The organism is Deltaproteobacteria bacterium (assembly GCA_016208165.1).
Classification (GTDB): domain Bacteria; phylum Desulfobacterota; class Desulfarculia; order JACQYL01; family JACQYL01; genus JACQYL01.
In genome coordinates, this window is record JACQYL010000089.1 from 19,602 (window position 1) to 40,892 (window position 21,291).

Here is a 21,291-nt window from a genome sequence, read left to right on the forward strand (position 1 = left end):
TCGATTATGGGTGTTGCCGTCGGACTTCCAGCGTTTGCCGAAGCAGTTGCTCGATCTTCTGGGCTACGGCGTCGGGTGTGAAGTTTTCGGCCAGCAAAAGAGCCGCCCGGCCCATGGCCCGTTCTTTTGCCGGATCGCTGAGTATTTCCATGACGGCACGGGCCAGATCTTCCGGAGCATTTGTCGGGACTACGATGCCGGATCGGTATTTCTCGACCCAGTGGGAGATACCCGAGTTACGGGTAACCACGCTGGGAGTAAGCACGCATCCGGCCTCGGGAACGACCATGTTCAGCATGTCGATGTAGGACGCGACCACGTTGATGTTGGCGCCGGCGAGCAACGTTTGCATGTCTTGATTGGGGAAGTGACCGGTGAAGGTGATTTTGTCGGCCATACCGAGATCCGTCGTCAAACGCTGAAGATAGTCTCCGTACTCCCCCAATCCGGAAATGTGACGGGATTTGCCCGCAATGATGAATCGTACGTCTTCTCCATACTCCTGTCGAACACGGGCGGCCGCCCTGATGAACACGTCGAGACCCTTCACCGGATCCAGGCGGCAGGCGGACACGATCAATCTGTCTTCCGAAAAGAAAAACCGCTTCCTCAGTTCGGACTGCAGCCTCTGTTTCCGTTGAAGAATCTCGTTCTCTGAAAACGACGGCGTGTACCCCAAATTTACGGGCACGACTACTATCCCGGCGACTTTGGTCGACTGCTTCAAGATCCGGTCGGCGGCCAGGAAGGAATTGGCTCGTATGATCGTGGCGCTTCGGAACGCTTTTCGTATGCATCCGAGAACGAAACGAGACCGCTGTCTTTTATACGGATACTCGACAGTATCCAATCCCCAATGAGAATGAAGAGACAGCATCCACTTGGAGGGATATCGCCGGGCCGCCAGCGACATCAGGATTCCATACGGGTAAGGATCGTCCACCAAATGCACGTCCACATCTTGATGAGAGCGCAGAAAACGAGACAGCGACCATAGATCGGAGGCGAATTTTCTTTCTTCGGCGTGAGGCTTGAGCGCCTTGTCCAAAAGGTATAAGGCAGGGAAACGCCTTTCCAGTGGTATTCCGTAGGTATGGATCCCGTTTTCCGAACCGAAATGGACACCATGCCGAAGATCAGGCTTTGGAGAAAATACGGTCACATGATGGCCCCTTTGGACAAACGCCTCCGCTAAGGCCCTTGGTACATTCGTTTCTTCGGCGCCGGCCCAGAAATCCCGGGTGATATAACTGAGGTTCATAGGCGTTGAAGGCGTATCGTTTAGGGTCCGTCTGTGCATTCCGCATCGGGACGGTGAAAGCCTTTTGAACAGAGAATCTCCATATACAGATCGTGGAGGCGACTCGTATGATCAGAGGTTGAAAAGAGCTTCTCTACGTGTTTTCTGGCATTTTCCACCATGACTCGTGTGCGATCCGGTTGCTCCAATACCGATTCCACGGCTTCACGAATCGCTTGAGGCTGCCCCGGCGGGATCAGATAGCCCGTCTCGCCGTCAATGACCAACTCGCCCACGCCGCCCACGTCCGTTCCGACCACGGGAACACCGGCGGCCATAGCCTCCCCAATCACCAGGGGCAAGCCTTCCCAGAGAGACGGCAAGACGAACACATCCATGGCGCTCATCAGTTCAGGAACCTGATGGCTGGTGCCGGTGAAAACAACGCGTTCTTCGATTGCCAGATCCCGGGCCTTTTCCACCAACCACTGTTTCAGGGGGCCGTCTCCCACGAGCAAGAGCCGAAGGTTGGGGTAAGATTCGGACATCAATTGGATGGCTTCGAATAAAAACCCATGGCCTTTTTGCTTTGCCAATCGGGCCACCCACCCCACGACGATGTCCGTATCATTGATGCCGTATGCTCGCCGAACGGCTTGCCGGTCGTATGGTTCTTGAAACGCCTTGAGGTCGATGGTGTTGTGTAACACCTGTATCTTCTCCGGAGGCAGCCGGTCGAATCGTATCAAATCGTTTTTCACCGAACTGGACACGGCAATGATCCTGTCGGTAATGTGCCCCAGCATGCGATTGATCAGATGAATTCTCGGACGGCGACGTACATATACGTTATGAAACGTGGCCACCACACACGGTACTCCGCAACGCCAGGCGGCCAGACGCCCGTATCTGCCTCCGTCGTAAAGGTGTGTGTGGACGACCTGAATCCGCTCCCGCAGCATGAGGTCTTTTAGAATACGAATCATTTGCAGATCGAATCGCTTGTGTTTCATGCGATTCAAGGCCACCACGGGAACTCCCGAAGCTTCAATCTGCTCGCCCATGGGCCCCTTCTTGCTGAGGCAACAAACCATGGGCTGGAATCGACGGGTATCCATCCCCTGCAGTTCGGAATACAGCAGCTTTTCCGCGCCTCCTACCGGCAAGGCGGCGAACACGTACATGACCCGGATACGATCCGGCTCGTGGGGGAACGATGGTTCATTCCAATGTACGTCGGGCGCCTCGGCGGGAAGAGAGCTAGTCGGCAGAAGACAATAGGACACACCCAAGAAAACCCAGAACAGGTTTAGTGGGATATCCACAAACAGGTCGTCGGCAAGATGCCTGAAAAAAAAGCTCACAGCCATTACGAACACGGCGTAATGAAAGTACCTTGCGAATACGCTTCTTTCTTCGGCAGCCGGCTTCGGCCACCATGTCCGGAGGATCCGATAGAACAGAAAAAGCAAAGCCACGAGGCCTAGGATGCCCATCTGCAAGGGAGCATTCAGATAAAGATTGTGTGCATGCCACATGGTTACCAGATACTTATCCACGAACTCCGGATACGCTTTCCCGAACGAGTGCCTCCCGAAGCCGATTCCCTTGAACGGATGCTTTGCGATTTTTTCCAGGGAAAACGTGTACAGAATCACACGTGCATGGGTGGAGCTTTTCACCGTGGACATACTCAAATCGTGGCGCCAGAATTGCTTTGGCACGGCCAACGTTAGAGCGATAACGCCCAGGCTGATCAGCAGCAGGACTCGTTTTCGAGGGAACATCACAAATGCGATGAGGATCAACTGCAATAAAAAGACAATCCCGACCCATCGCACGTGCGTAATGTAAACGGAGAAGCCGAGAGCTCCCGCGCCCAGCAGCGAAGGCAGAATCGTGTACCATTTCCTCTTTATTAGGGACAACATCAGGAAGAAAGGCGAAATCATGATGAGCATGGTGCCGTAGTACTGGAAATCATGAAAGAACGATTCGGCCCGATAAGGCACCACACTGACGAGGGACCCGTCGTGCCCGAAGAAGTCGAATATCCCGTACGCCATCACTACGATTCCTATACCTAACAAGGCGCAGCATACGGGAATCACCTCCCGTTCAGAACGGAGGCTGTTCACAAGGAGATAGAAAAGCAAAACGTTTCGAAAGATTTCGCCACGAATTTCCACGAAGGAATAGGCGGGATCCGTAGCGGACAGCAGCGAGAGCAGAGCCGCCAGTGTGTAAAGCAATAGAGGAAGATCGAGTGGCGTCGAGCGAAGCGACAGGGTGCGTCTTTTCACGGATTCTATAATCAACAGGACTGCAAGTCCTCCAAGACACAGGTCTCGCAAGAACGTCATGTCGATCAGTAGCGTCACCATCAACGTGGAAGCGAAAACCACCCTTCCAACGGACAGGACCGGATTTAAACCGGCCAAACGGCCGGATACATCTGTGCTCAAGGGAACTCTCCCCGAGAATGTTGCGACGGGTTTCTTCGTGCCTGAAGCGGACCCGCTAGGAGACAGGCTTGGCTTGGTCAATGAGCATGATCGGGATGTCGTCTTTGATTTCATACAGGAGCTTACACGTCGGGCAAAGCAGCCCGTTTCCCGATTCCGTCAAAGTCAGCGGTCCCTTGCACTTGGGGCACGCGAGGATTTCAAGCAATTCCTTACGGATAGCCATGACGTGTTCCTTATCATGCGTTGATATGGTCGAATCCGTGGTCCGTTATGCCTGTAGGTTGCGAAAAGTTCAGGGCGTAAGAAGCCGCACGCGTGCGTCTGTTTTATCCGGCATCGGCATGGGGGGGATTAAGTCTCGAATCCGGATGAAGCATCCCGATGGCGTCCCATGGCTCGGACAGGCGCCCCAAAACCGTATTCAACATCAGACAACGTTCAACGATGATCTAAAATGCTCTGATACACCGCTTCCGTCTTCCCGATCATGCCGCTGAAGGTCCATTTTTCCAGCGCTGCTTCGCGGGCGGCCTTGGCCATCCCGGCGGCCTCTTCCGGACGACTGAAAACAGAATACACTGCTTCCGCCAGGGATTTCGGATCATTGGGCGGGACCAGAAATCCGGTGCGCCCTTGGTCAATAACTTCGGCCAGCCCCCCGGCCGAGGAAGCGATCGCCGGCACGCCTGCAAGCATGGCCTGCGGGATCACCTGCGAAGTGGCCTCGTTCTGGGTGGAAGGAAGAGCGAACACGTTCATGGCTCCCAGGAGTTCGGGCACATCTTTCCTGAAACCGGTGAATATGACCCTGGACTCGAGTCCAAGGTCACGAGTCCGGTTCACCAGTGTTTCCCTGTATGGGCCGTCACCGACGATCATGACTTTCAAGTTGGGAATCCGCCCGAGGAGTTGCTTGGAGGCCTCCAAAAGAATTTCATGACCTTTCCAGCTTCTGAGGATGGCAACGATTCCCAATACAAAATCATCGGGCGAAAGGCCAAACTCTCTTCGCACCGGCTCCGCATCCGAAACCGGACGAAACCGACGTTCATCCACTCCGGCAGGTACGGAGACAATGCGCGCCGGATTGAACCGATTTTTCCGGATCATCCGATCCTTAATGACCTGGCCGCTGGTAATTACGCGGTCCGCCAATCCCATGTACAGCAGTCTCGAGAATACGCTCTTGCTTATGGGCGCGGAAAGATGCCGGCTACGCACGACCGGAACGCCGGCCAGTCTGCCGGCCAAGGACGCATTCCAACTATCGACCGAGCTGTGTGTATGGACCAGGTCCACATGATGCTTCTTCAGGAAGCGGGCTAGAAGAAGAACAGTGCGTACATCCAGTGGGGACAGAAAAGGGAACGGATGAACCGTGATGCCGTGCTCCTTTGCCGCTTTCATGATTCGACTGCCGGACTTGCAAGCTATTTCCATGCGGTAGCCCTTATCGATGAAAGCTCGGCACTCGGCGATAATGCGTATTTCCTGGCCGCCCCAGCCACGGGACCATTCGGTGTGCAGTATTTTCACGATGGGTTTCATTGGGATGTCAAGGTCTCCGTGACGGCCCGAAATACCTGCTCGGGAGTGATGAGGTTCATGCAAGATCCGTGATCGCAGGTTCGCTTGAAGCAGGGACGGCATTCCACATCCGAGCACACGACACGATGCGCTGCTCCGTAAGGCCCCGTGCGATCAGGGTCCGTGGGCCCGAACAAGGCTACTACAGGCGTCCCGACGCTCGCCGCCACATGCATCGGACCGGTGTCCGTGCTCAGGACTAGACGACTCCTGCCGTACAGGCAGGCCAACTCCCTCAAATTGGTCCGTCCGCACAGATTCATTGCGTTCTTTTTCATCTCCGAGCGAATGGCATCCACGTAGGTTCGATCTTCAAGACCTCCCGTGAAGGCCAAAACGACGTCCAGTTCCTCCATTAGAATGTCCGCCAGGCGGGCGAAAGATGTTTGGCTCCATAGTTTAGTATGCCACTTGGCTACAGGATTCAAGGAGATTAGATCTTTGTTTCCGGGATTCGCTTCCTGAACGATCATCGACACCCGTTCTTCGTCTTCACGATGAATGGGTATGGAAAATTCGGGCTTCCCCGGATCGTATCCAAGGTATCGAATAAAATCCAGATACCTGTCCACCGCGTGAAGACGGAAGTTTTCCGGCCCGATGGTCTCCGTAAGGGAAAACCCGGTGAGTTCTTTCGTGCCGCTCCATCCGATTTTTCGCTTACCTCTTACCCATCGGGTCCAGACCGCGCTTTTATACAGTCCCTGCAAGTCCAAGACAAGATCAAACCGCTGTTCGCGCAACCTCGTTGCGAAGCGCCATGCTTCCAGCAAGGCTTTTCGACGCCCCTTTCCGATATCGGAAAGCCAAGACTTTCTGTGAGAGATCCAGAGGCGATCCAATAGCGGATGCCCTTGCAGCAATTCGGCTGCCGATTCTTCAACCAACCATTCTATTCGACTATTCGGAAGATGCCTCTTTAACGCGGCCAAGACAGGCAGACAGTGGACTACATCGCCAACCGCGCTCAGTTTGACCAAAAGGATGTTCCGAGGATTTGGCACTAGCAATGACGCTCCCTCAGGGATTCCGCCTCCCGAAACACATCCTCCGGACCGATGCCCTTCATGCATCGATGGTCCGTTGGACAGCGTTTCTTCATGCAGGGGGCGCAGTCGGCGTGAAGATTGAGCGTTCGGGCCCTGGAGTTGGCCGGACCCGTTGTACTCTCGTTGGTGGGGCCGAACATGACGATTTGAGGTTTACCCAGGGCGGCGGCCACATGCATCAAACCCGAGTCGTTACTTATGACCATATCGGAGGCGTCGATCCAGCCGACGGCTTCGGAAAGAGGGGCGCGTCCACTCAAGTCCAGCACGTTGTCGCCTCCAAATTCCGCTATATATCCACAGATATCCTTTTCACTTCCGCTGCCCAGCAGGATGACCCATCCGTTCCATTCAGCACGAATCTTTTGGACCAACCGACCATAATAGGCCGGAGGCCACATTTTCGCCGATCCGTACGTGGCTCCCGGCGCAATAACAACGATCGGGCCCGTGTGGCTCCGTTTTGAAACTGCGATGGTTTCGGCCACCCGCTTCTCAGCCGGCGGGTCCACCCGAATCGAAAGAGGCGGATTATCCGTGCGGAACCCCAACCGATCGAGCATGCGCGTGTAATAATCTGTCTGATGAACCTGTTTATCCTGGGATCTGAGGTGGACGGCGTGTGTCAACAGGGGGCCGCGAACATCGGTGTCGTAGCCCGCACGCCGAGGTATGCCCGCCAGGAAAGCGATGAGAGCCGCTTCGAATGCATTTTGAAACAAAATGGCAAGATCATACCTTTCGGCTTTCAGTCGAGCGGACAACGCCAACTTCCCTCTGATTCCCTTGTGCCGTTGATTCCGATCGTAGATGACTACCCGGTCCACATCAGGGTGGTGAAGAAAAATATCCTTTACCCAGGGTACGACGAGAAGATCGATTCGAGCGTGGGGAAGATTTCGGCGTATTTGGGCCAGGGCGGGTGTGGTCATCACCGCATCCCCCACCCAATTCGCACCTCGAACCAGAACCCGTTCTATGCCTTCGGTTTGATTCAACACATCTATATCGATCGTCGAGGCCATGGACTCCAGGGCTTCTGAGCCCATCGATTGTGCATCCATAACCATTGTCCGGGATTCTTTCGAATCATTTGTTCGATGATTCGGGTGAATAGCGCCGTATTGTCCTCGATGTCTCTGGTTTTGTCTCCGGATCGGCGTAATTCCAGCTCCGGCCAAATAGAGATCACGTGCCTGCCCGACGGTAGTCGGTTGTCGTATGCCGGAACGACCGCGCAATCGGTGGCTAAGGCCAGAAAAGCAATGCTTCGATTGGTGCAGGCTCGTCGGCCGAAAAAGGGAACGAATACGCCTTCGCGGTGCGACGTGTTCTGATCCAGGAGTACGCCGACGTTTTTTCCTTCTTTCAGGGCGTTGAGAACGGATCTGATCGAGCCGTCCTTGGAAAGCACCTGATTGCCGGTGGAGCTGCGCAAGGCTTCCATGTAACGATCTACCGGCTTGAAGTCCAAGGGTCGTGCGATGGCAATTCCCGGTTCCTTCACCAGGGGGAATGTCAAGGCCAAAAGCTCCCAATTGCCGAGGTGGGCGGTGAGTAAAAGTACTCCCTTACCTCTGGCGAGGGCTTTCTCGTAGTGTTCAATGCCCTCGAACTTCACCCATTCAAGGAGGCGTTCCGGTTCCAGGGCGCCCAGCCTGAAGACCTCGAATATGGTCTGGCCGATGTTTTCAAACGCCTGGCGCGCCATATGCCGAGCAAATCCGCTATTGCCCATTTCGGGAAAAGAACATCGTATGTTTCGAACGGCCAAGGCATACCTGCGGGGTGCGGTCGCGAACCAGAGCCGGCCGAACCACTTGCCGAGAGTCCGCGATTTTGAAGCATCCAGCCTGCCCAGTGCATTGAGCACGGCCCTGATGGGATGGTCGACGCGTTTAATAGGCGATTGACGTCCCCTGGGAACGCCCTTCGATTTCACTTCCAAACCACATCCTCTGCAATCTGATTCCAGGATAGCCAGAACGCATCTTCATCTTCTATCAATCGCATTTCTATACAAAGCACAAGAGGTCTGAAATCAGGCCGGACAAGGTGTTGCAGATTCATAAGATCTTTTTCCGTGGTTACTATGGCTTCGGCTCCATGCGTTGCCGCGAGACTCGTAATTCGTCGAACGTCCCTCGAAGAATACCTGGGATGATCACGGAATCCCAAAAAGCAGACGGGCCGGGCTCCCAGGTGCTCGATCGTTTCCAGGAAGGACTCGTTATTGGCCAGACCGCAAAAAGCCAGGACTCTCTTTCCGGAAAGGACTGAGGGGTCCATGATCTCATTGCCGTTCAGGAGCGCGGCGGGCTTATGTACAGCCCGGAACATGGGTTTGTTCATCGTGCTTTTCAAGAAATCCCAATTCCTCCGGCAGACCCGGTCTTCTCTCCAATGCGTGAGGACAATCATGTGGGCCCTCTTCAATCCGGAGATCGACTCTCGCAGAGGCCCCCGGGGAAGCAGATGCTCCTCTTCTATGCAGCGACCGGCGTCCAAAAGGACGATATCCACGTCTCTGCCCAGCCGCCTATGTTGGAATCCGTCGTCCAAAACGAGCCAGTCGGGATCAAATTTTTGGAGGGCCAGCTCGCCGGCAGCCACCCGGTCCGCCCCGACCACAACGGGACTGCCGGACCTCCTCGCCAAAAGAGCGGGCTCGTCGCCGGCTCGGCATACATCGCCTCCGGCATCACTTCCGTGGCATACGATGAGCACCTTGTCTCTGTTTTGCCGTCGGTAACCCCTGCTGATGAGCACGACTCTCTCGCCTCTCGCCGACAGGCCTCGAGCCAGGAAAGCGCAGAAGGGTGTTTTGCCGGATCCGCCCACACTGATGTTGCCTACGCAGGCTACTCGAACCGGTAGTTTTCTGATTTTGCGAAAACCGGAGTCGTACAAAAAACGGTCGATCCGGGTTCCCAACCGGTACGGCCAACTGAGGGAATACAGTATCGCACGCACAATAGCAAGATGCCAAGCCGGTTTCTGATTCGACCAGGCGCGTTCGAGCATCAAGACAACGCTCCAATATGATCCAAAGTCTTCTTGACGGCGCCCCGATTGCGGACGCAAAATCGTCTTCCTCGTTCCCCCAGTTCGCTCCTCAGAGTCGAATCTCTCAGCAGTTTTTCGAGAACATCTACGAGATGGTTTTCGTCCCTGACTCTTAATCCGGCTTTTTCGTTCTCCATTTCTTCCGCCATATCTCGAAAATCCTCTGTGTGGGGACCGAAAAGAACCGGAATGCCGTGGACCGCGGGCTCGAGCAAATTATGGCCGCCCTGGGGAACGAGACTGCCTCCCACAAAGGCCGCCGAGGCAATGGCATATGCGCGGGACAACTGTCCGAAAACGTCCAAAACCACGACCGCATGCGCGTCTTTAGGCTTGGAAGAACTCACCACAGGGTCGAAACCCATTCCAGCGGCCAATTCGTGTACCGCATCGAACCGTTCTCGGTCACGTGGCGCCACGAGCATGACCAGGTTCGGGGATGATTTCCGGAGCCTGGCGAGGGCCCGAAAAAGCAGGCGTTCTTCACCGGCGTGGGTGCTACCCGCCACAATGATCGGTTGCTTACCGTAAACCCACCCAAGATCTTTGGCGAACGCGCGTCGTTCGCCATCCGAAAGCGGCTCCGGCCGGATATCGAACTTCAGATTACCGGTCACCTGAACGCGGGTCAGAGGAGCTCCGATGCGTCCCAGTCGTCTCGCATCCCCTTCCGTTTGCGCTCCAATGAAAGAAAAGCAACGGAAGATCCTCCGCATCAAGGGGCGGATATGCTGATACCGATTTGCGGATCTTGACGATATCCGGACGTTTACAAAAGCCGAAGGTACGTTTTCCTTCTCCAGTATGTCCAGCAGGCATGGCCAGAGGTCGGTCTCAACCAATAAGAACATTCTTGGTCGTATTCTGCAAACGACACTTCTAACTACGGGGCGTACGTCCAGAGGGGCGTAAAAAACACCGCCGGCCACTCCCTCGAGTCTCGATCGAGCCAGGGCTTGACCGGTCTCCGTACTGGTGGAAACCACCAAAGGAATATCAGGATGTTCAGAATGGAAAAGACGAACAAGCGGCAGAGCGGAAATCAGTTCCCCGACGCTGAGGGCGTGGATCCAAACCGGTCTGTCCAAGCGCCGAATCCGCCTTCGCAACCTTCCCGGCCAGATGCCCAGTTTGGCGAAGAAGGATTCCCGATACTTTCGTCTAAAGGCCATTCGCGCCAGGAGCACGGGACCACTTACGAGCAGGCACAGTGTGAAAATGACATCATAGAGCAGGTACATGACATTCAGACAGGTTCGCTCCCCGGCTATACCACCGCCTTTTTCGAGGTCCGCTGTTCCCCATTTTGAAGCGGAGTTACTTTCCCCTGGAATTGAAGTTGGTACAGTCGAAAATACTCCCCCTTGTTGACCATCAGTTTATCATGCCGCCCTTCTTCCGCAATACGCCCTCCGGCCAGCACGATAATGCGATCCGCGTTTCGAACGGTGGAAAGCCGATGCGCGATGACGAGTGTCGTACGGCTTTTCATCAGGTTTTCCAGAGCCTCCTGAACCTCCGACTCGCTTTCGGAGTCCAGGGAGGAGGTGGCTTCGTCCAGAATAAGGATGGGTGCGTCTTTTAATAAAGCGCGCGCGATGGAAAGCCGCTGACGTTCTCCCCCCGAAAGCCGGACGCCTTGATCGCCGATGACCGTGTCAAACTTCTTCGGAAGTTGCTTAATGAAATCATAGGCGTAAGCCTGTTTTGCGGCCCTTATGACTTCCGCTTCGTTCTTTTCGGGGCTCCCGTATATGATGTTGTTGTAAACCGTATCGTTAAACAGGATGGTCTGCTGACTGACAATGCCGATCTGACTTCTCAGGGACGATACGGTGACATCCCGGATGTCGACTCCGTCGATTTCGATACGGCCTTTCACCACATCATAGAATCTGGGAATCAAGTTGACCAGAGTAGTTTTGCCTCCTCCGCTGGATCCAACCACAGCCAGCACCTCTCCCGCGTGCACTTGGAGATCGATGCCTTTCAGCACCGGATTTCCATCGTAGCCGAAGTATACGTTATCGAACACGATGGAGCGGCTGAACGGGGCCAGATGTCGGGCTCCTTCACGATCTTGTATCTCCGGTACCGTATCCAGTATTTCGAAGACCCGGGCGGCGGCGGCCAGACCGGTCTGGACGGTTGCATTGACGCCGTTGAGTCTTCTGATCGGATCGTAAAGAATCAAGAGAGCCGTGATAAAGGAAAAGAAAGTGCCCGGCGTCGAGTAGCCTTTGATTACGTTATATCCACCCCAACCCACGATAAATGCGATTCCAAGTCCTCCCAAGGACTCCATAATGGGCGAAGAGATGGCGCGAACCCGGATTTCCCTGACGATGAGCTTGAACAGCTCCTGGTTGTTGGCGTTGAAACGCTTTGTTTCATATCCTTCCGTTGCGAATGCCTTGACGACTCGATTTCCGGATATGGTCTCTTGGAGGTGTGAGGTGATCGCGCCCATGGTGGCTTGGGTTAGACGGCTGATGCGACGGATAAGTATCCCAAACTTACTCAGAGGATAGATGGCCACGGGGAAGACAATGATAGCGATGCTGGCCAATTTCCAATCGCGGTAGAAGATGACTCCGACCAGCGAAATGATTGTGAAAACCTCCTTAAGCATTCCGGTGACCGCTTGGGAAACGGCTCCCTGGATCAGATTGACGTCATTGGTAATACGGCTGATCAACACACCCGATTGGTTCCGATCAAAAAAGCCGAGAGAGAGCGTTTGGAGATGCGCGTAAAGAGACTCCCTCAAGTCGGCCACGATTTTTTGACCAACATGGTTCATCAAATAGGTGCTTCCAAACGTAAAAGCGCCTTTAACAAGGAATATTAAGAAAATGGCCGGTGGAAGCCATTTCAACATGTCCAGCCGTTTGTTCACGAAAATCTCGTCCATAACGGGCTTGACCATAAACGCCATCAGGGAAGTGAGGCCTGCCACCATCAACATGCAAAGCATGGCCCATAGCAGTCGAACCCAATATGGCCTGATGTACGCGAAGATTCGTCTAAGGTTGCTCACGCGGCTGCTCCTGCTTGCAGGATTTCCAAAATGTGTCGGGCCGCCTTGGGGGAAGCTCCGCTGTCTCCGAGTTTGACACGGATCTCGCGGTAGTCTGCTCTCATGCGATTGCAGCGTTCGGGGTCGTTCAAGAGAAACTCGATTTCCCGGGCCATTCTTTGGGGAGTGGCTTTATTCTGGATCAGTTCCACAGCCACCTGTCTCCCTGCGATCAGGTTGATAATGCCGATGTAGTCCACGTTAATAACGAATCTTCCCACCAGGGCCGTTATGGGAGATACACGATACACAATACACATGGGGACGTCCAGCATGGCTGTCTCGAGAGTAGCCGACCCTGAAGCGACAATGGCTGCGTCCATGGAGCGCATGGCTGCCTGAAATCGGCCGGTGACCAAGGAAACCGGGATAGGGAATCGCTTCAGGTACGGGGCCAGGTCCGTCTCTTTCAGAGTGCTGGCTACCGGTACGATGAATCGGGTGTCCGGAAACTTCCTGTGAATCAGAGCTCCCGCTCGAAGGATATTCGGAAACATAAGGCGGATCTCGCTGCGCCGGCTACCGGGCAACAATCCGACGTATCTGTGATTCGGATCGAGGTTCAGGAAACGCAAAGCCTCTTCCCGTTCCATGCGCTCCATTGGTTCGTCCAACAGAGGATGCCCCACGTATTCGGCCCGGATCCCGTGCCGCTTGTAAAACGTCGCTTCAAACGGGAAAATGACCAACATCTTACGCACCCAACGTGCGATTTGCTTTACCCTGCCTTTTCGCCAGGCCCAAACCTGAGGGCTTATATAATACGCCACTGGAATTCCGCGCTTACTCGCCATGTGGGCGACTCTGAGATTGAAATCAGGGAAATCGATAAGAATCACCAAATCGGGAGGATGAGTCAGGAACTCATGGCGAATTCGCTGGAAGGCTTTCCAGACCATCCCTATCTTATGAACGACCTCCCAAAGCCCGATTACTGCGAGATTTCCGCTGTCGATAAAGGTGTCTACACCTTCCGCGCGCATGGCGGTTCCACCTATGCCGTAGAGATGGGTCTCGGGAGCCGACAGCTTGATCTCTCGGACAAGCTTGGCGCCGTGCTTATCCCCGGAAGCTTCGCCGGCCACAATCAAGATCCTATTTTTCAAACGGATTCTCCGGAACCTTTCAGACCGAGGACAGAGATTCAAGTTTAGAGGAGATCAGGCGGGTAATGTCCAGGCTCAAACGAAGCGCCTCACGGGCTCTAGTTCCGTCGACCAAAGGGATGGTCCGCGTCTTGACGCACTGCACGAAGGCCTTCAGCTCTTCTTCCAGGGGGTCCACATCGTCGAACCGAAGCGTCTTCCCGGAGATCTGCGACAGGTCGAACTCCTTACCGCCCGGCTTCTTTTGGATTACCGTAAGCTCGCGTTGGGCATAATCAACGGTCAGGTACGCGTTAGGTTGGAAGATTCGGATTTTTCGAAGCATTTTGAACGAGATGCGGCTTGCGGTTACATTGGCCACACATCCATTGGCAAAATTAAGTCGAACGTTGGCAATGTCCACCTGAGGAGAGATGACGGGCACCCCCACTGCGTCCATGGCCGTAAGTTCGGAATTCACACAACACAGGATGATATCCAGATCGTGGATCATAAGATCCAGCACCACGTCCACGTCGGTTCCACGCTCCTTGAACGGGCCTATCCTGTGGGACTCCACGAACATCGGAGTGGTGAGTTCCTGCCGCAATGCCACCACGGCCGGATTGAACTGCTCGAGATGGCCGACTTGGATAAATGCTCCCGTTTCTTTCGCAAGCGCAATGAGTTCGTCCGCTTCTTCGAGCGTTCGAGTAATGGGCTTTTCGATGAGTACGTCTTTGCCGCGCAAGAGAAAATCACGGGCCACCCTGTGGTGCTCTATCGTGGGAACGGCAATGCTCACTGCATCGACCCTGTCCAGGAGGTCCCTGTAATCGGTGCACGCGACGGCGCCATACTTTTGGGAGGGGGGGCCGCACCTCTCTTCGGATATGTCGGACAGGCCCACCAGTTCCACATCCGGCATGGCCGCGTATTTTTCAGCATGATATTTGCCCAGATAGCCGACACCCACCACGCCCACTTTGAGAGGGTGGTCGCCATGCTTTTTCCCGTTTTTGTTTCGCTCCAAATCGTCCTCTATATGTCGCTCAATATGTCCGGCGGACATTCGCAGCCCAATATACAGATGTTTCGACTGTCGGCTTCTCGCACCATACGTTCTCGCTCGAAGATGAGCGTTTTTCCTGCTTCCACGGCGAGAACGGAACAGCCCGCGTCGGCCATGGCCGTTATGGTTCCAACACCCACGGAAGGGACGTCGAAGCGGAGATCCTGTCCGGGCTTTGCGACTTTGATCACAACCGCGTTGCGTCGCGCGAGTACGCCCGCTCTCTGGATCATGGCATCCGTTCCTTCCATAGCTTCCACAGCGACCACCGCTCCGTCTCGCACCACGATGGCCTGTCCAATGTCCAGTTCCCCGATCCGTTTGGCGATGCGCAGGCCGGCATCCACGTCTAATTGTTCCTGTTTGGACGGTTTTCTGCGGGTATAGCATCCGGGATTGGCAAACAGGTGCGGCACGTACAAGGTGGATTCCCGAATCTGAATTCCCTCTTCCTCAAATTCTCTGGCCAGGGCCCTCAACATGCTGTCGTCGTGCCGGTGCTTCAACTTGAACCAAAACGCGGCCCCACGAAAATCCGGCCATACGCGGGTAAACATCTTGCTTTTCGTGACTCCACCGCACATGACCGCTTCCGCGACCCCGGCGTTCTTGAACGTCCTTATGGTTTTACCCAACTGACCCAGCTTAACCCATGTGACGCGATCGGCGACCTCCTCGATTTCCGGCAGCGTTTCGCCTTCATGCGCCACGGCCACCACGCACCGTCCCTGCTGTTGAGCCGATTGGGCGAACATGATGGGAAACTGACCATTTCCGGCGATCAATCCGATGGGTTTCCCGGCCACTACCTCGTTATTCCTCTCTCGGAAGTATTCAGGAAGTCCAGCAAACGTTCAATCTCCGGTATGCCTCCCAGCTCTTCTCTCACCTTGTCCATGGCTTCCGCAAGCTTCAACCCGGACCGAAAGAGGATGCGATACGCTTTCTTGAGCGCCTGAACGATTTCGTCCGAAAATCCTCTCCTGCTCAATCCTGTTGTGTTCACTCCATGCAAAGTGGCGCGGTCGCCGGAGGCGAGCATGAACGGGGGAATGTCCAAAGTAACGGCGGACTTACCCCCAATGAACGCATGCTCTCCGACACGCACGAACTGATGGATGGCCACGAGCCCGCCGATGCTCGCGTAGTCCGCCACTTGGATATGTCCGGCCAGAGTTGCTGCATTGGCCAGGATGGCATGATTTCCTATGCTGCAATCGTGCGCCACATGAGCGTACGCCATGAACAGATTGTTGTTGCCGATCCTGGTGATGCCCCCTCCGCCCTCGGTTCCACGGTTCATGGTGACGTACTCACGAATCTGGTTGTTGTCGCCGATCACCAGATAGGACTTTTCGCCTTTGAACTTCAGGTCTTGAGGGATCTCTCCGATGGAGGCAAACTGGTAGATTCTGCAGCCTCTCCCGATGGTTGTGTACGGCTTGATCACAACATGAGGACCAATTTCCGTTCCGGATCCGATTTGAACTCCGGACTCGATGATGGAGTAAGGTCCGACACTGACATCGGAGGCGAGTTCCGCGTCTCGATGGACGATGGCCGTCGCATGTATGCTCATAGATCTATTTACTCCCTCCGATGAGTGCCGTCAGCTCGGCTTCCGCCACCAATTCCTGGCTGACGAAAGCCTTTCCTCCTAATTTCCACGCCCGGTGCTTGGGCCCACCCCTGAGCATGGTCAGTTCAAATAGGAGTTGATCGCCGGGTATAACGACTTTTCGAAAACGGACCCTGTCCATTCCCATAAAAAACATTTCATGGCCGTACATCTCCTCGCCCATGGAAACAGCCCCAAGAACTCCGCCTACCTGGGCCATGGCCTCGATGATCAGTACCCCGGGCATGATCGGGTTGCCGGGAAAATGACCCGCAAAAAACGGCTCGTTGATGGTAACGCTCTTAATTCCCACCACGCGCTTGTTCGGTTCCAATTCCACGATTCTGTCCACCAACAAAAAAGGGGGGCGATGGGGCAGCACCTCCCAGATTTCCTTCATGCCCATCGGTAACTGCATGGTCAACCTCCCGAAGGTCCATCTTCAAGTTGCTTAAGCCGGGCTTCCAGATTCTGAATTCTCTTGAAAAGGTTTGGCAGTTTTGGGATCAGCGCCACCGCACGAAGGGAGTTATGATGCGGAAGGGCGGGTGTTCCGCTGACAATGGAACCATCCTCGATCGATCGGGTGACGCCGCTCTGGGCGGCTATACCTACGCGGTCACCTATTCGAACGTGTCCTACTATGCCGACCTGCCCGCCAATCTGAACGTTGTTCCCGATCTCCGTGGAGCCCGATATCCCCGATTGTGCCACCAGAATCGTATTCATTCCCACAACCACATTGTGCGCCACCTGAACCAGATTGTCGATCTTGACTCCTTTTTGTATCCACGTTTTGCCCGTAGTGGCCCGATCGATAGCGCAATTGGCCCCGATTTCAACGTCATCGTCGATTTGAACGATTCCCGCCTGCGGTATTTTAACATACTCGTCGCCGTCCCTGGCGTATCCAAAACCGTCGCTTCCCACTACCGTCCCACTGTGGATCGTCACCCGACATCCCACCGAGCACCGTTCGAGAACCGACACATTGGCATGCAATAGGGTATCTTCCCCAACGATCCCCTCCGAGCCGACGTATGAAAAAGGATGCAAGACTGCTCGGTCTCCGATCCGAGCCCCGGACCCCACGTATGCAAAAGGGTAGATGGACACATCATTCCCGATTCGCGCCGAGTCGTCCACCCATGCCTGAGGGCTGACTCCCAAAGGAGCCAAGGTCTTCTTATGGAAAAACTGGGAGGCGCGAGCAAACGCCAGGTACGGATTATCGACCCGGATCAATGGCCTGGAACAGGTTCCCGCCCAATGCCTTTCCACGATAATGCCGCCCGCCTGGGTATCGGCCATAAATGCTTCGTACTTCGGATTTGCCAGAAACGTTATCTGGTCGCTTTTGGCCTCTTTGATTCCGGCGATGCCGACCACAATGGCCTCGGGAGGACCTTCCAGCCGGCCGTTCACCATGGAAGCCAACTGCTGCAAGCTTATTTCCATGTTCGGTTCCGTATCACTGGCCTTTTTTGGCGGTTTGGGCGTCATAGGCTTCGATCACTTTGCCGGTTATGTCATTACCCGGAACGGAGTAGAGCACTGTTCTCTTCTCGAGGATGATGTCCCAGCCCCCGTCTTTCGCCACCTTTTGCAGGACTGCATCGAGATCCTTGAAGATCTCCAGCTTCATGGTGTTCTCTTCTTCCTTCATTTCGTCGTTAAAGTCTCGCACCATGTCCTTCAACTCCCTCTGCTTCTTGCGAAGGTCGCGTTCTTTCTCCTGAAGTACCTCGGCGCTCAACACCATCCCCTGCTTCTCGATCTCGCTCTGCAGCTTGTCCAATTCGCCCTGGGCCGCATCCAAGCGGAGTTTGAGTTTCGCGTTCTTGGCTTCCAATACCTTCTTAGCCCTCTTGCCTTCCATCGATTCGTTCAGGCATTGCTGAAGATCGATTATGGCGATCTTTGTCGAATCAGCGGCTTTGGCTATATCGGCCAAGAAGACGGTTCCAAAGATCAAAGATAAGATAATGATCGGGATGTGCATGTGTGCTTTCATTCGTAAAACCCCCTTACAATGGTGAGCATGACGGCCGTTAGCTGTCTTCCGATCGGCCCGGCGTTCGAAATGGCCGGGACCCGTGTGGGGAATCGGTTCAGAAACCGTACCCGATGGTGAAGTCCCAGACGCTCGTACTTTCATCGGATTCGGGAGCGAGATTGTATCCCCATTCCAAGCGGAGCGGACCCAACGGTGAATACCAGCGGATGCCTCCCCCCACCGAACGCCTGAGGTTGGTAAAATCGTAAGTCTCGTCGTCCGGGTAGACGTTTCCCACGTCGAAAAAGCCTATGCCATAAATAGCCGCTTCCTTGATAATGGGAAACCGGAATTCAAGGTTGAAAAAGACAAACTTGTCTCCGCCAATCCGGTCTCCGGTAATGGGGTCCCGGGGACTCACCTTACGAACCTGAAAACCCCGGAGATTGTTAAGTCCGCCGAGGTAAAACTTTTCATACAACAGCAGTTCTTCTCCTTCGCTTCTTTGAATATATCCTATGCGGCCCCGGGTGAAAAAAGAAGTATCCCACACGAACGGGAAGTACCAACCCGAATTCAGGATGTATTTGACAAATCCCGAACTTCCGCCCAGAGGACCGCCTGCGTACTCTACCGAAATCCAGTTATCCGATCCTTCCGTGGTGAGAAAGACCTGGTTCCGAGTGTCTCGCCTCAGCCCCGTGGTTACGGCGCTGGTGGTATGGTGCCCTACCTGGTCCCGGATCAGGATGGATGCATCTTCATCCACATCCGTAACGTCGGCGCTCTCAAACTGGTAGGTACCCCAGACGTCCACGTCCCAAGCTCTGTACAAAGGGTATTTTGCGCTGAGCGAGCCTCCCCAGCTGTCTTTTGTAAAATCGTCGTATTCCCGCTCAAGCTTAAACAATCCCACCGTGGTTTCCAGAGGGATGTCGAACAGCCAGGGCTCCGTCAATTTTATAGAGAACTGGCTGGATTTCCCACCGATCTGACCTGACAGTCCGAGACGCTGCCCGTATCCCATGAAGTTCCTCTCCTGGATCTCGAAATTGGTGACTATGCCTTCATTGGAGCTGAACCCCGCGCCAACAGCCAGATTTCCTGTCTTCTTTTCCGTCACGTCCACTTGGAGAATCAGCGTGTCCTCGGATGAGCCCTGGGATGTGTTGATATCCACGTTTTCAAAGAAATCCAGCCGTTGAAGATTTTGAGAGCTCTTTCTCAATCCCTTTGCGCTGAAAAGACCTTGTTCAAACACGACCAGCTCTCGACGGACGACTTTGTCCCTGGTCTTGATGTTGCCGCCCACATTGATGCGCTCGAACCGGATAATGTTGTTCTTCTTAATATGGTAATTGATGTTCACCAGCAGCTTTTCGTCATTCGTGTCCTGAATCGGATCTACGTCCGGAAACGCATATCCTTCGTTGTTGTATGTTTCACGAAGTGCGAGTACGTCGGCGCGGACCTGTTCTCGACTGTAAACCTCCCCTTCCTTGCTGGTCAGGAGGGCGCGCAATTCTTCCTCGGGTTTTATGAAGTCTCCCTCTAACTTGACTTGGCCGAAGCGGTACTGGGGTCCTTCTTCAATGGGTATGGTGATATAAATCCCGTCATCTTCAATCTTGATGTCGGGACGGCCCACTTTGACTCGGATATAACCGTGGTTCTGGTAAAAAGACGAGAGGTTTTCGAGATCGTTTTCCAGCTTGGGCATTTCCAGCTTTCCGGTTTTGAACAGCCAGTAGAGGATCCCTTTTTCGGAGGTGTCCATTACCTCTTTCAGATCGTCGGCGGCGAAAGCATTGTTCCCGGTGAACGAAATTTTCCGAATGTAGATCTTTTCCCCTTCCTTGACATCAACGACAACCAGTACTTCGCCCTCTTTGACAGGCTCGACTTTGTAACTGATCTCAGCCTTGAGGTAACCGTCCTTTCGGTACAATTCCTTCAGACTTTCCATGCCTGCCTTCAGCTTATTTTCGTTCAGAATCGAGTAGGCTTTCACATTGAATGCGTCTTCCGCATCGGACTCCTTGATTTCATCCAAACCTACGTATTTGACTTCAACGATGGTGGGATTCTCCTTGACCTCGAAGATGAGCTTGAGGCCTTCGTCGAGCTGTTCCTTTCGAACCCGCACGTCTTCGAAATAGCCCATCTCATATATGGCTTTTATGTCATTATTGGTATTTTCCAGCGAAAAGAGGGAACCCTTTTTCGTTACAACAACAGCGAGAATCGCCTCCTTTTCAATGCGTTTGTTGCCCTCGACGTCGAGTTCGGTCACACGCCTGTTCCCGAATACGTACATAACGATCTTGGGAGAAAGCTCCCGGACGAGTTTCGGCACGTCCTCCACGCCCTTACCTTGTGCGAACAACCGGATCGAAGGCCGTGATTCCTTCGTTGAAACCAATGTCGCATCGAGACTGGCCACGTTTCCTACGAAGGAAAGACTACCGTACATGCCATACGGCGCTTCGAGAAACTCCGCGGCTTGCTTCGCTTCCTCCTCTCCAATGGTTTCTATGGATAAATAGGATAGCACCCGTTGAGTTAAGGCCAAATCGAGCACATTGATGCCTTCCCGCTGCAGCTGTTCCTGAAACTGGCCCGGTATTCCCTGCTTGAATTGGCTCATGTCCTCCTCGCTGTGAACATCGAAGGGCAGGATGAGCAGGACATTCTCATCCGCGGCAAAGGATAACAAGGGAACCAAAACAAGAGACACAGCCATCACCATCCTGATCGAGATTCTGCCTGGCATCGCTATATTTCCTCTACCAATCCGTTTTCAACCATCACCTTACGGAACATCTTCTCGGCGATGGCAGCGTTGTGGGTCACAATCACCGTAGTCAGGTTCGTTTCAGAATTCAAAGCGATCAGGAGATCGATCATCTGCTCTCCTGTCCGAGCATCTAGGTTTCCTGTAGGTTCGTCCGCCAGAAGGATTTCCGGCTTCATCATTAAAGCTCGCGCCAGAGCGACCCGCTGTTGTTCTCCTCCCGAGAGTTCTCCGGGT

Annotated in this window: 19 protein-coding genes; all 19 read right to left on the reverse strand. The window is 54.2% G+C overall.

Annotated features, from left to right (window positions below; translation table 11 throughout):
• Positions 1 to 4 precede the first annotated feature (4 nt).
• Positions 5 to 1,261, reverse strand: coding sequence for a glycosyltransferase family 4 protein (locus tag HY788_17310; GenBank protein MBI4775904.1), 1,257 nt, complete (start codon positions 1,259 to 1,261; stop codon positions 5 to 7).
• Positions 1,262 to 1,281: 20 nt separating this feature from the next.
• Positions 1,282 to 3,705, reverse strand: coding sequence for a glycosyltransferase (locus tag HY788_17315; GenBank protein MBI4775905.1), 2,424 nt, complete (start codon positions 3,703 to 3,705; stop codon positions 1,282 to 1,284).
• Positions 3,706 to 3,760: 55 nt separating this feature from the next.
• Entirely contained in the window at positions 3,761 to 3,931 is a 171-nt protein-coding gene (locus HY788_17320) for a Trm112 family protein (protein MBI4775906.1), read from the reverse strand.
• A 215-nt stretch (positions 3,932 to 4,146) separates the two neighbouring features.
• Positions 4,147 to 5,256 carry a glycosyltransferase family 4 protein gene (locus HY788_17325; protein MBI4775907.1) on the reverse strand — a complete coding sequence of 370 codons (1,110 nt, stop codon included), beginning with the start codon at positions 5,254 to 5,256 and terminating at the stop codon, positions 4,147 to 4,149.
• Positions 5,253 to 6,275: a lipopolysaccharide heptosyltransferase II gene (gene waaF / locus HY788_17330; protein ID MBI4775908.1), complete on the reverse strand. Its 1,023-nt coding sequence runs from the start codon at positions 6,273 to 6,275 to the stop codon at positions 5,253 to 5,255. The genes HY788_17325 and waaF (HY788_17330) overlap by 4 nt, the downstream gene beginning before the upstream one ends.
• 23 nt (positions 6,276 to 6,298) lie before the next feature.
• On the reverse strand, positions 6,299 to 7,408 hold the full coding sequence (waaF, locus tag HY788_17335) for a lipopolysaccharide heptosyltransferase II (protein ID MBI4775909.1): 1,110 nt from the start codon (positions 7,406 to 7,408) through the stop codon (positions 6,299 to 6,301).
• The gene (locus tag HY788_17340; protein ID MBI4775910.1) at positions 7,348 to 8,292 is read right to left on the reverse strand and encodes a lysophospholipid acyltransferase family protein; all 945 of its coding nucleotides are present in this window, start codon (positions 8,290 to 8,292) and stop codon (positions 7,348 to 7,350) included. Before HY788_17340 ends, waaF (HY788_17335) begins: the two co-directional genes overlap by 61 nt.
• On the reverse strand, positions 8,283 to 9,371 hold the full coding sequence (gene lpxK / locus HY788_17345; GenBank protein MBI4775911.1) for a tetraacyldisaccharide 4'-kinase: 1,089 nt from the start codon (positions 9,369 to 9,371) through the stop codon (positions 8,283 to 8,285). The genes HY788_17340 and lpxK overlap by 10 nt, the downstream gene beginning before the upstream one ends.
• Positions 9,368 to 10,651: a 3-deoxy-D-manno-octulosonic acid transferase gene (locus HY788_17350; protein ID MBI4775912.1), complete on the reverse strand. Its 1,284-nt coding sequence runs from the start codon at positions 10,649 to 10,651 to the stop codon at positions 9,368 to 9,370. The genes lpxK and HY788_17350 overlap by 4 nt, the downstream gene beginning before the upstream one ends.
• Positions 10,652 to 10,677: 26 nt before the next feature.
• On the reverse strand, positions 10,678 to 12,450 hold the full coding sequence (msbA, locus tag HY788_17355; protein ID MBI4775913.1) for a lipid A export permease/ATP-binding protein MsbA: 1,773 nt from the start codon (positions 12,448 to 12,450) through the stop codon (positions 10,678 to 10,680).
• On the reverse strand, positions 12,447 to 13,595 hold the full coding sequence (gene lpxB, locus HY788_17360) for a lipid-A-disaccharide synthase (GenBank protein MBI4775914.1): 1,149 nt from the start codon (positions 13,593 to 13,595) through the stop codon (positions 12,447 to 12,449). Before lpxB ends, msbA begins: the two co-directional genes overlap by 4 nt.
• Positions 13,596 to 13,614: 19 nt before the next feature.
• The gene (locus HY788_17365) at positions 13,615 to 14,646 is read right to left on the reverse strand and encodes a Gfo/Idh/MocA family oxidoreductase (protein MBI4775915.1); all 1,032 of its coding nucleotides are present in this window, start codon (positions 14,644 to 14,646) and stop codon (positions 13,615 to 13,617) included.
• Positions 14,616 to 15,452 carry a UDP-2,3-diacylglucosamine diphosphatase LpxI gene (gene lpxI / locus HY788_17370; protein ID MBI4775916.1) on the reverse strand — a complete coding sequence of 279 codons (837 nt, stop codon included), beginning with the start codon at positions 15,450 to 15,452 and terminating at the stop codon, positions 14,616 to 14,618. Before lpxI ends, HY788_17365 begins: the two co-directional genes overlap by 31 nt.
• Positions 15,452 to 16,225 carry an acyl-ACP--UDP-N-acetylglucosamine O-acyltransferase gene (gene lpxA, locus HY788_17375; protein MBI4775917.1) on the reverse strand — a complete coding sequence of 258 codons (774 nt, stop codon included), beginning with the start codon at positions 16,223 to 16,225 and terminating at the stop codon, positions 15,452 to 15,454. Before lpxA ends, lpxI begins: the two co-directional genes overlap by 1 nt.
• A gap of 4 nt (positions 16,226 to 16,229) precedes the next feature.
• A complete protein-coding gene (gene fabZ / locus HY788_17380; protein ID MBI4775918.1) occupies positions 16,230 to 16,682 on the reverse strand; it encodes a 3-hydroxyacyl-ACP dehydratase FabZ in 453 nt (150 codons plus the stop codon).
• A 2-nt stretch (positions 16,683 to 16,684) separates the two neighbouring features.
• Positions 16,685 to 17,722, reverse strand: a complete 1,038-nt coding sequence (gene lpxD, locus HY788_17385; protein ID MBI4775919.1) for a UDP-3-O-(3-hydroxymyristoyl)glucosamine N-acyltransferase — start codon at positions 17,720 to 17,722, stop codon at positions 16,685 to 16,687.
• Positions 17,723 to 17,735: 13 nt separating this feature from the next.
• Entirely contained in the window at positions 17,736 to 18,278 is a 543-nt protein-coding gene (locus tag HY788_17390; protein MBI4775920.1) for an OmpH family outer membrane protein, read from the reverse strand.
• A gap of 97 nt (positions 18,279 to 18,375) precedes the next feature.
• Positions 18,376 to 21,033: an outer membrane protein assembly factor BamA gene (bamA, locus tag HY788_17395; GenBank protein MBI4775921.1), complete on the reverse strand. Its 2,658-nt coding sequence runs from the start codon at positions 21,031 to 21,033 to the stop codon at positions 18,376 to 18,378.
• Between the two features lie 2 nt (positions 21,034 to 21,035).
• A partial coding sequence (locus HY788_17400; protein ID MBI4775922.1) for an ATP-binding cassette domain-containing protein occupies positions 21,036 to 21,291 on the reverse strand: 256 nt, incomplete at its 5' end.

Bases quoted from the DNA above. Each gene is read 5' to 3' on its own strand.
- HY788_17310 (MBI4775904.1), bottom strand. From the start codon at position 1,261: ATGAACCTCAGTTATATCACCCGGGATTTCTGGGCCGGCGCCGAAGAA.
- HY788_17320 (MBI4775906.1), bottom strand. From the start codon at position 3,931: ATGGCTATCCGTAAGGAATTGCTTGAAATCCTCGCGTGCCCCAAGTGC.
- HY788_17325 (MBI4775907.1), bottom strand. From the start codon at position 5,256: ATGAAACCCATCGTGAAAATACTGCACACCGAATGGTCCCGTGGCTGG.
- waaF (MBI4775909.1), bottom strand. From the start codon at position 7,408: ATGGATGCACAATCGATGGGCTCAGAAGCCCTGGAGTCCATGGCCTCG.
- HY788_17350 (MBI4775912.1), bottom strand. From the start codon at position 10,651: ATGTACCTGCTCTATGATGTCATTTTCACACTGTGCCTGCTCGTAAGT.
- HY788_17365 (MBI4775915.1), bottom strand. From the start codon at position 14,646: ATGTCCGCCGGACATATTGAGCGACATATAGAGGACGATTTGGAGCGA.
- lpxA (MBI4775917.1), bottom strand. From the start codon at position 16,225: ATGAGCATACATGCGACGGCCATCGTCCATCGAGACGCGGAACTCGCC.
- fabZ (MBI4775918.1), bottom strand. From the start codon at position 16,682: ATGCAGTTACCGATGGGCATGAAGGAAATCTGGGAGGTGCTGCCCCAT.
- lpxD (MBI4775919.1), bottom strand. From the start codon at position 17,722: ATGGAAATAAGCTTGCAGCAGTTGGCTTCCATGGTGAACGGCCGGCTG.
- HY788_17390 (MBI4775920.1), bottom strand. From the start codon at position 18,278: ATGAAAGCACACATGCACATCCCGATCATTATCTTATCTTTGATCTTT.
- bamA (MBI4775921.1), bottom strand. From the start codon at position 21,033: ATGCCAGGCAGAATCTCGATCAGGATGGTGATGGCTGTGTCTCTTGTT.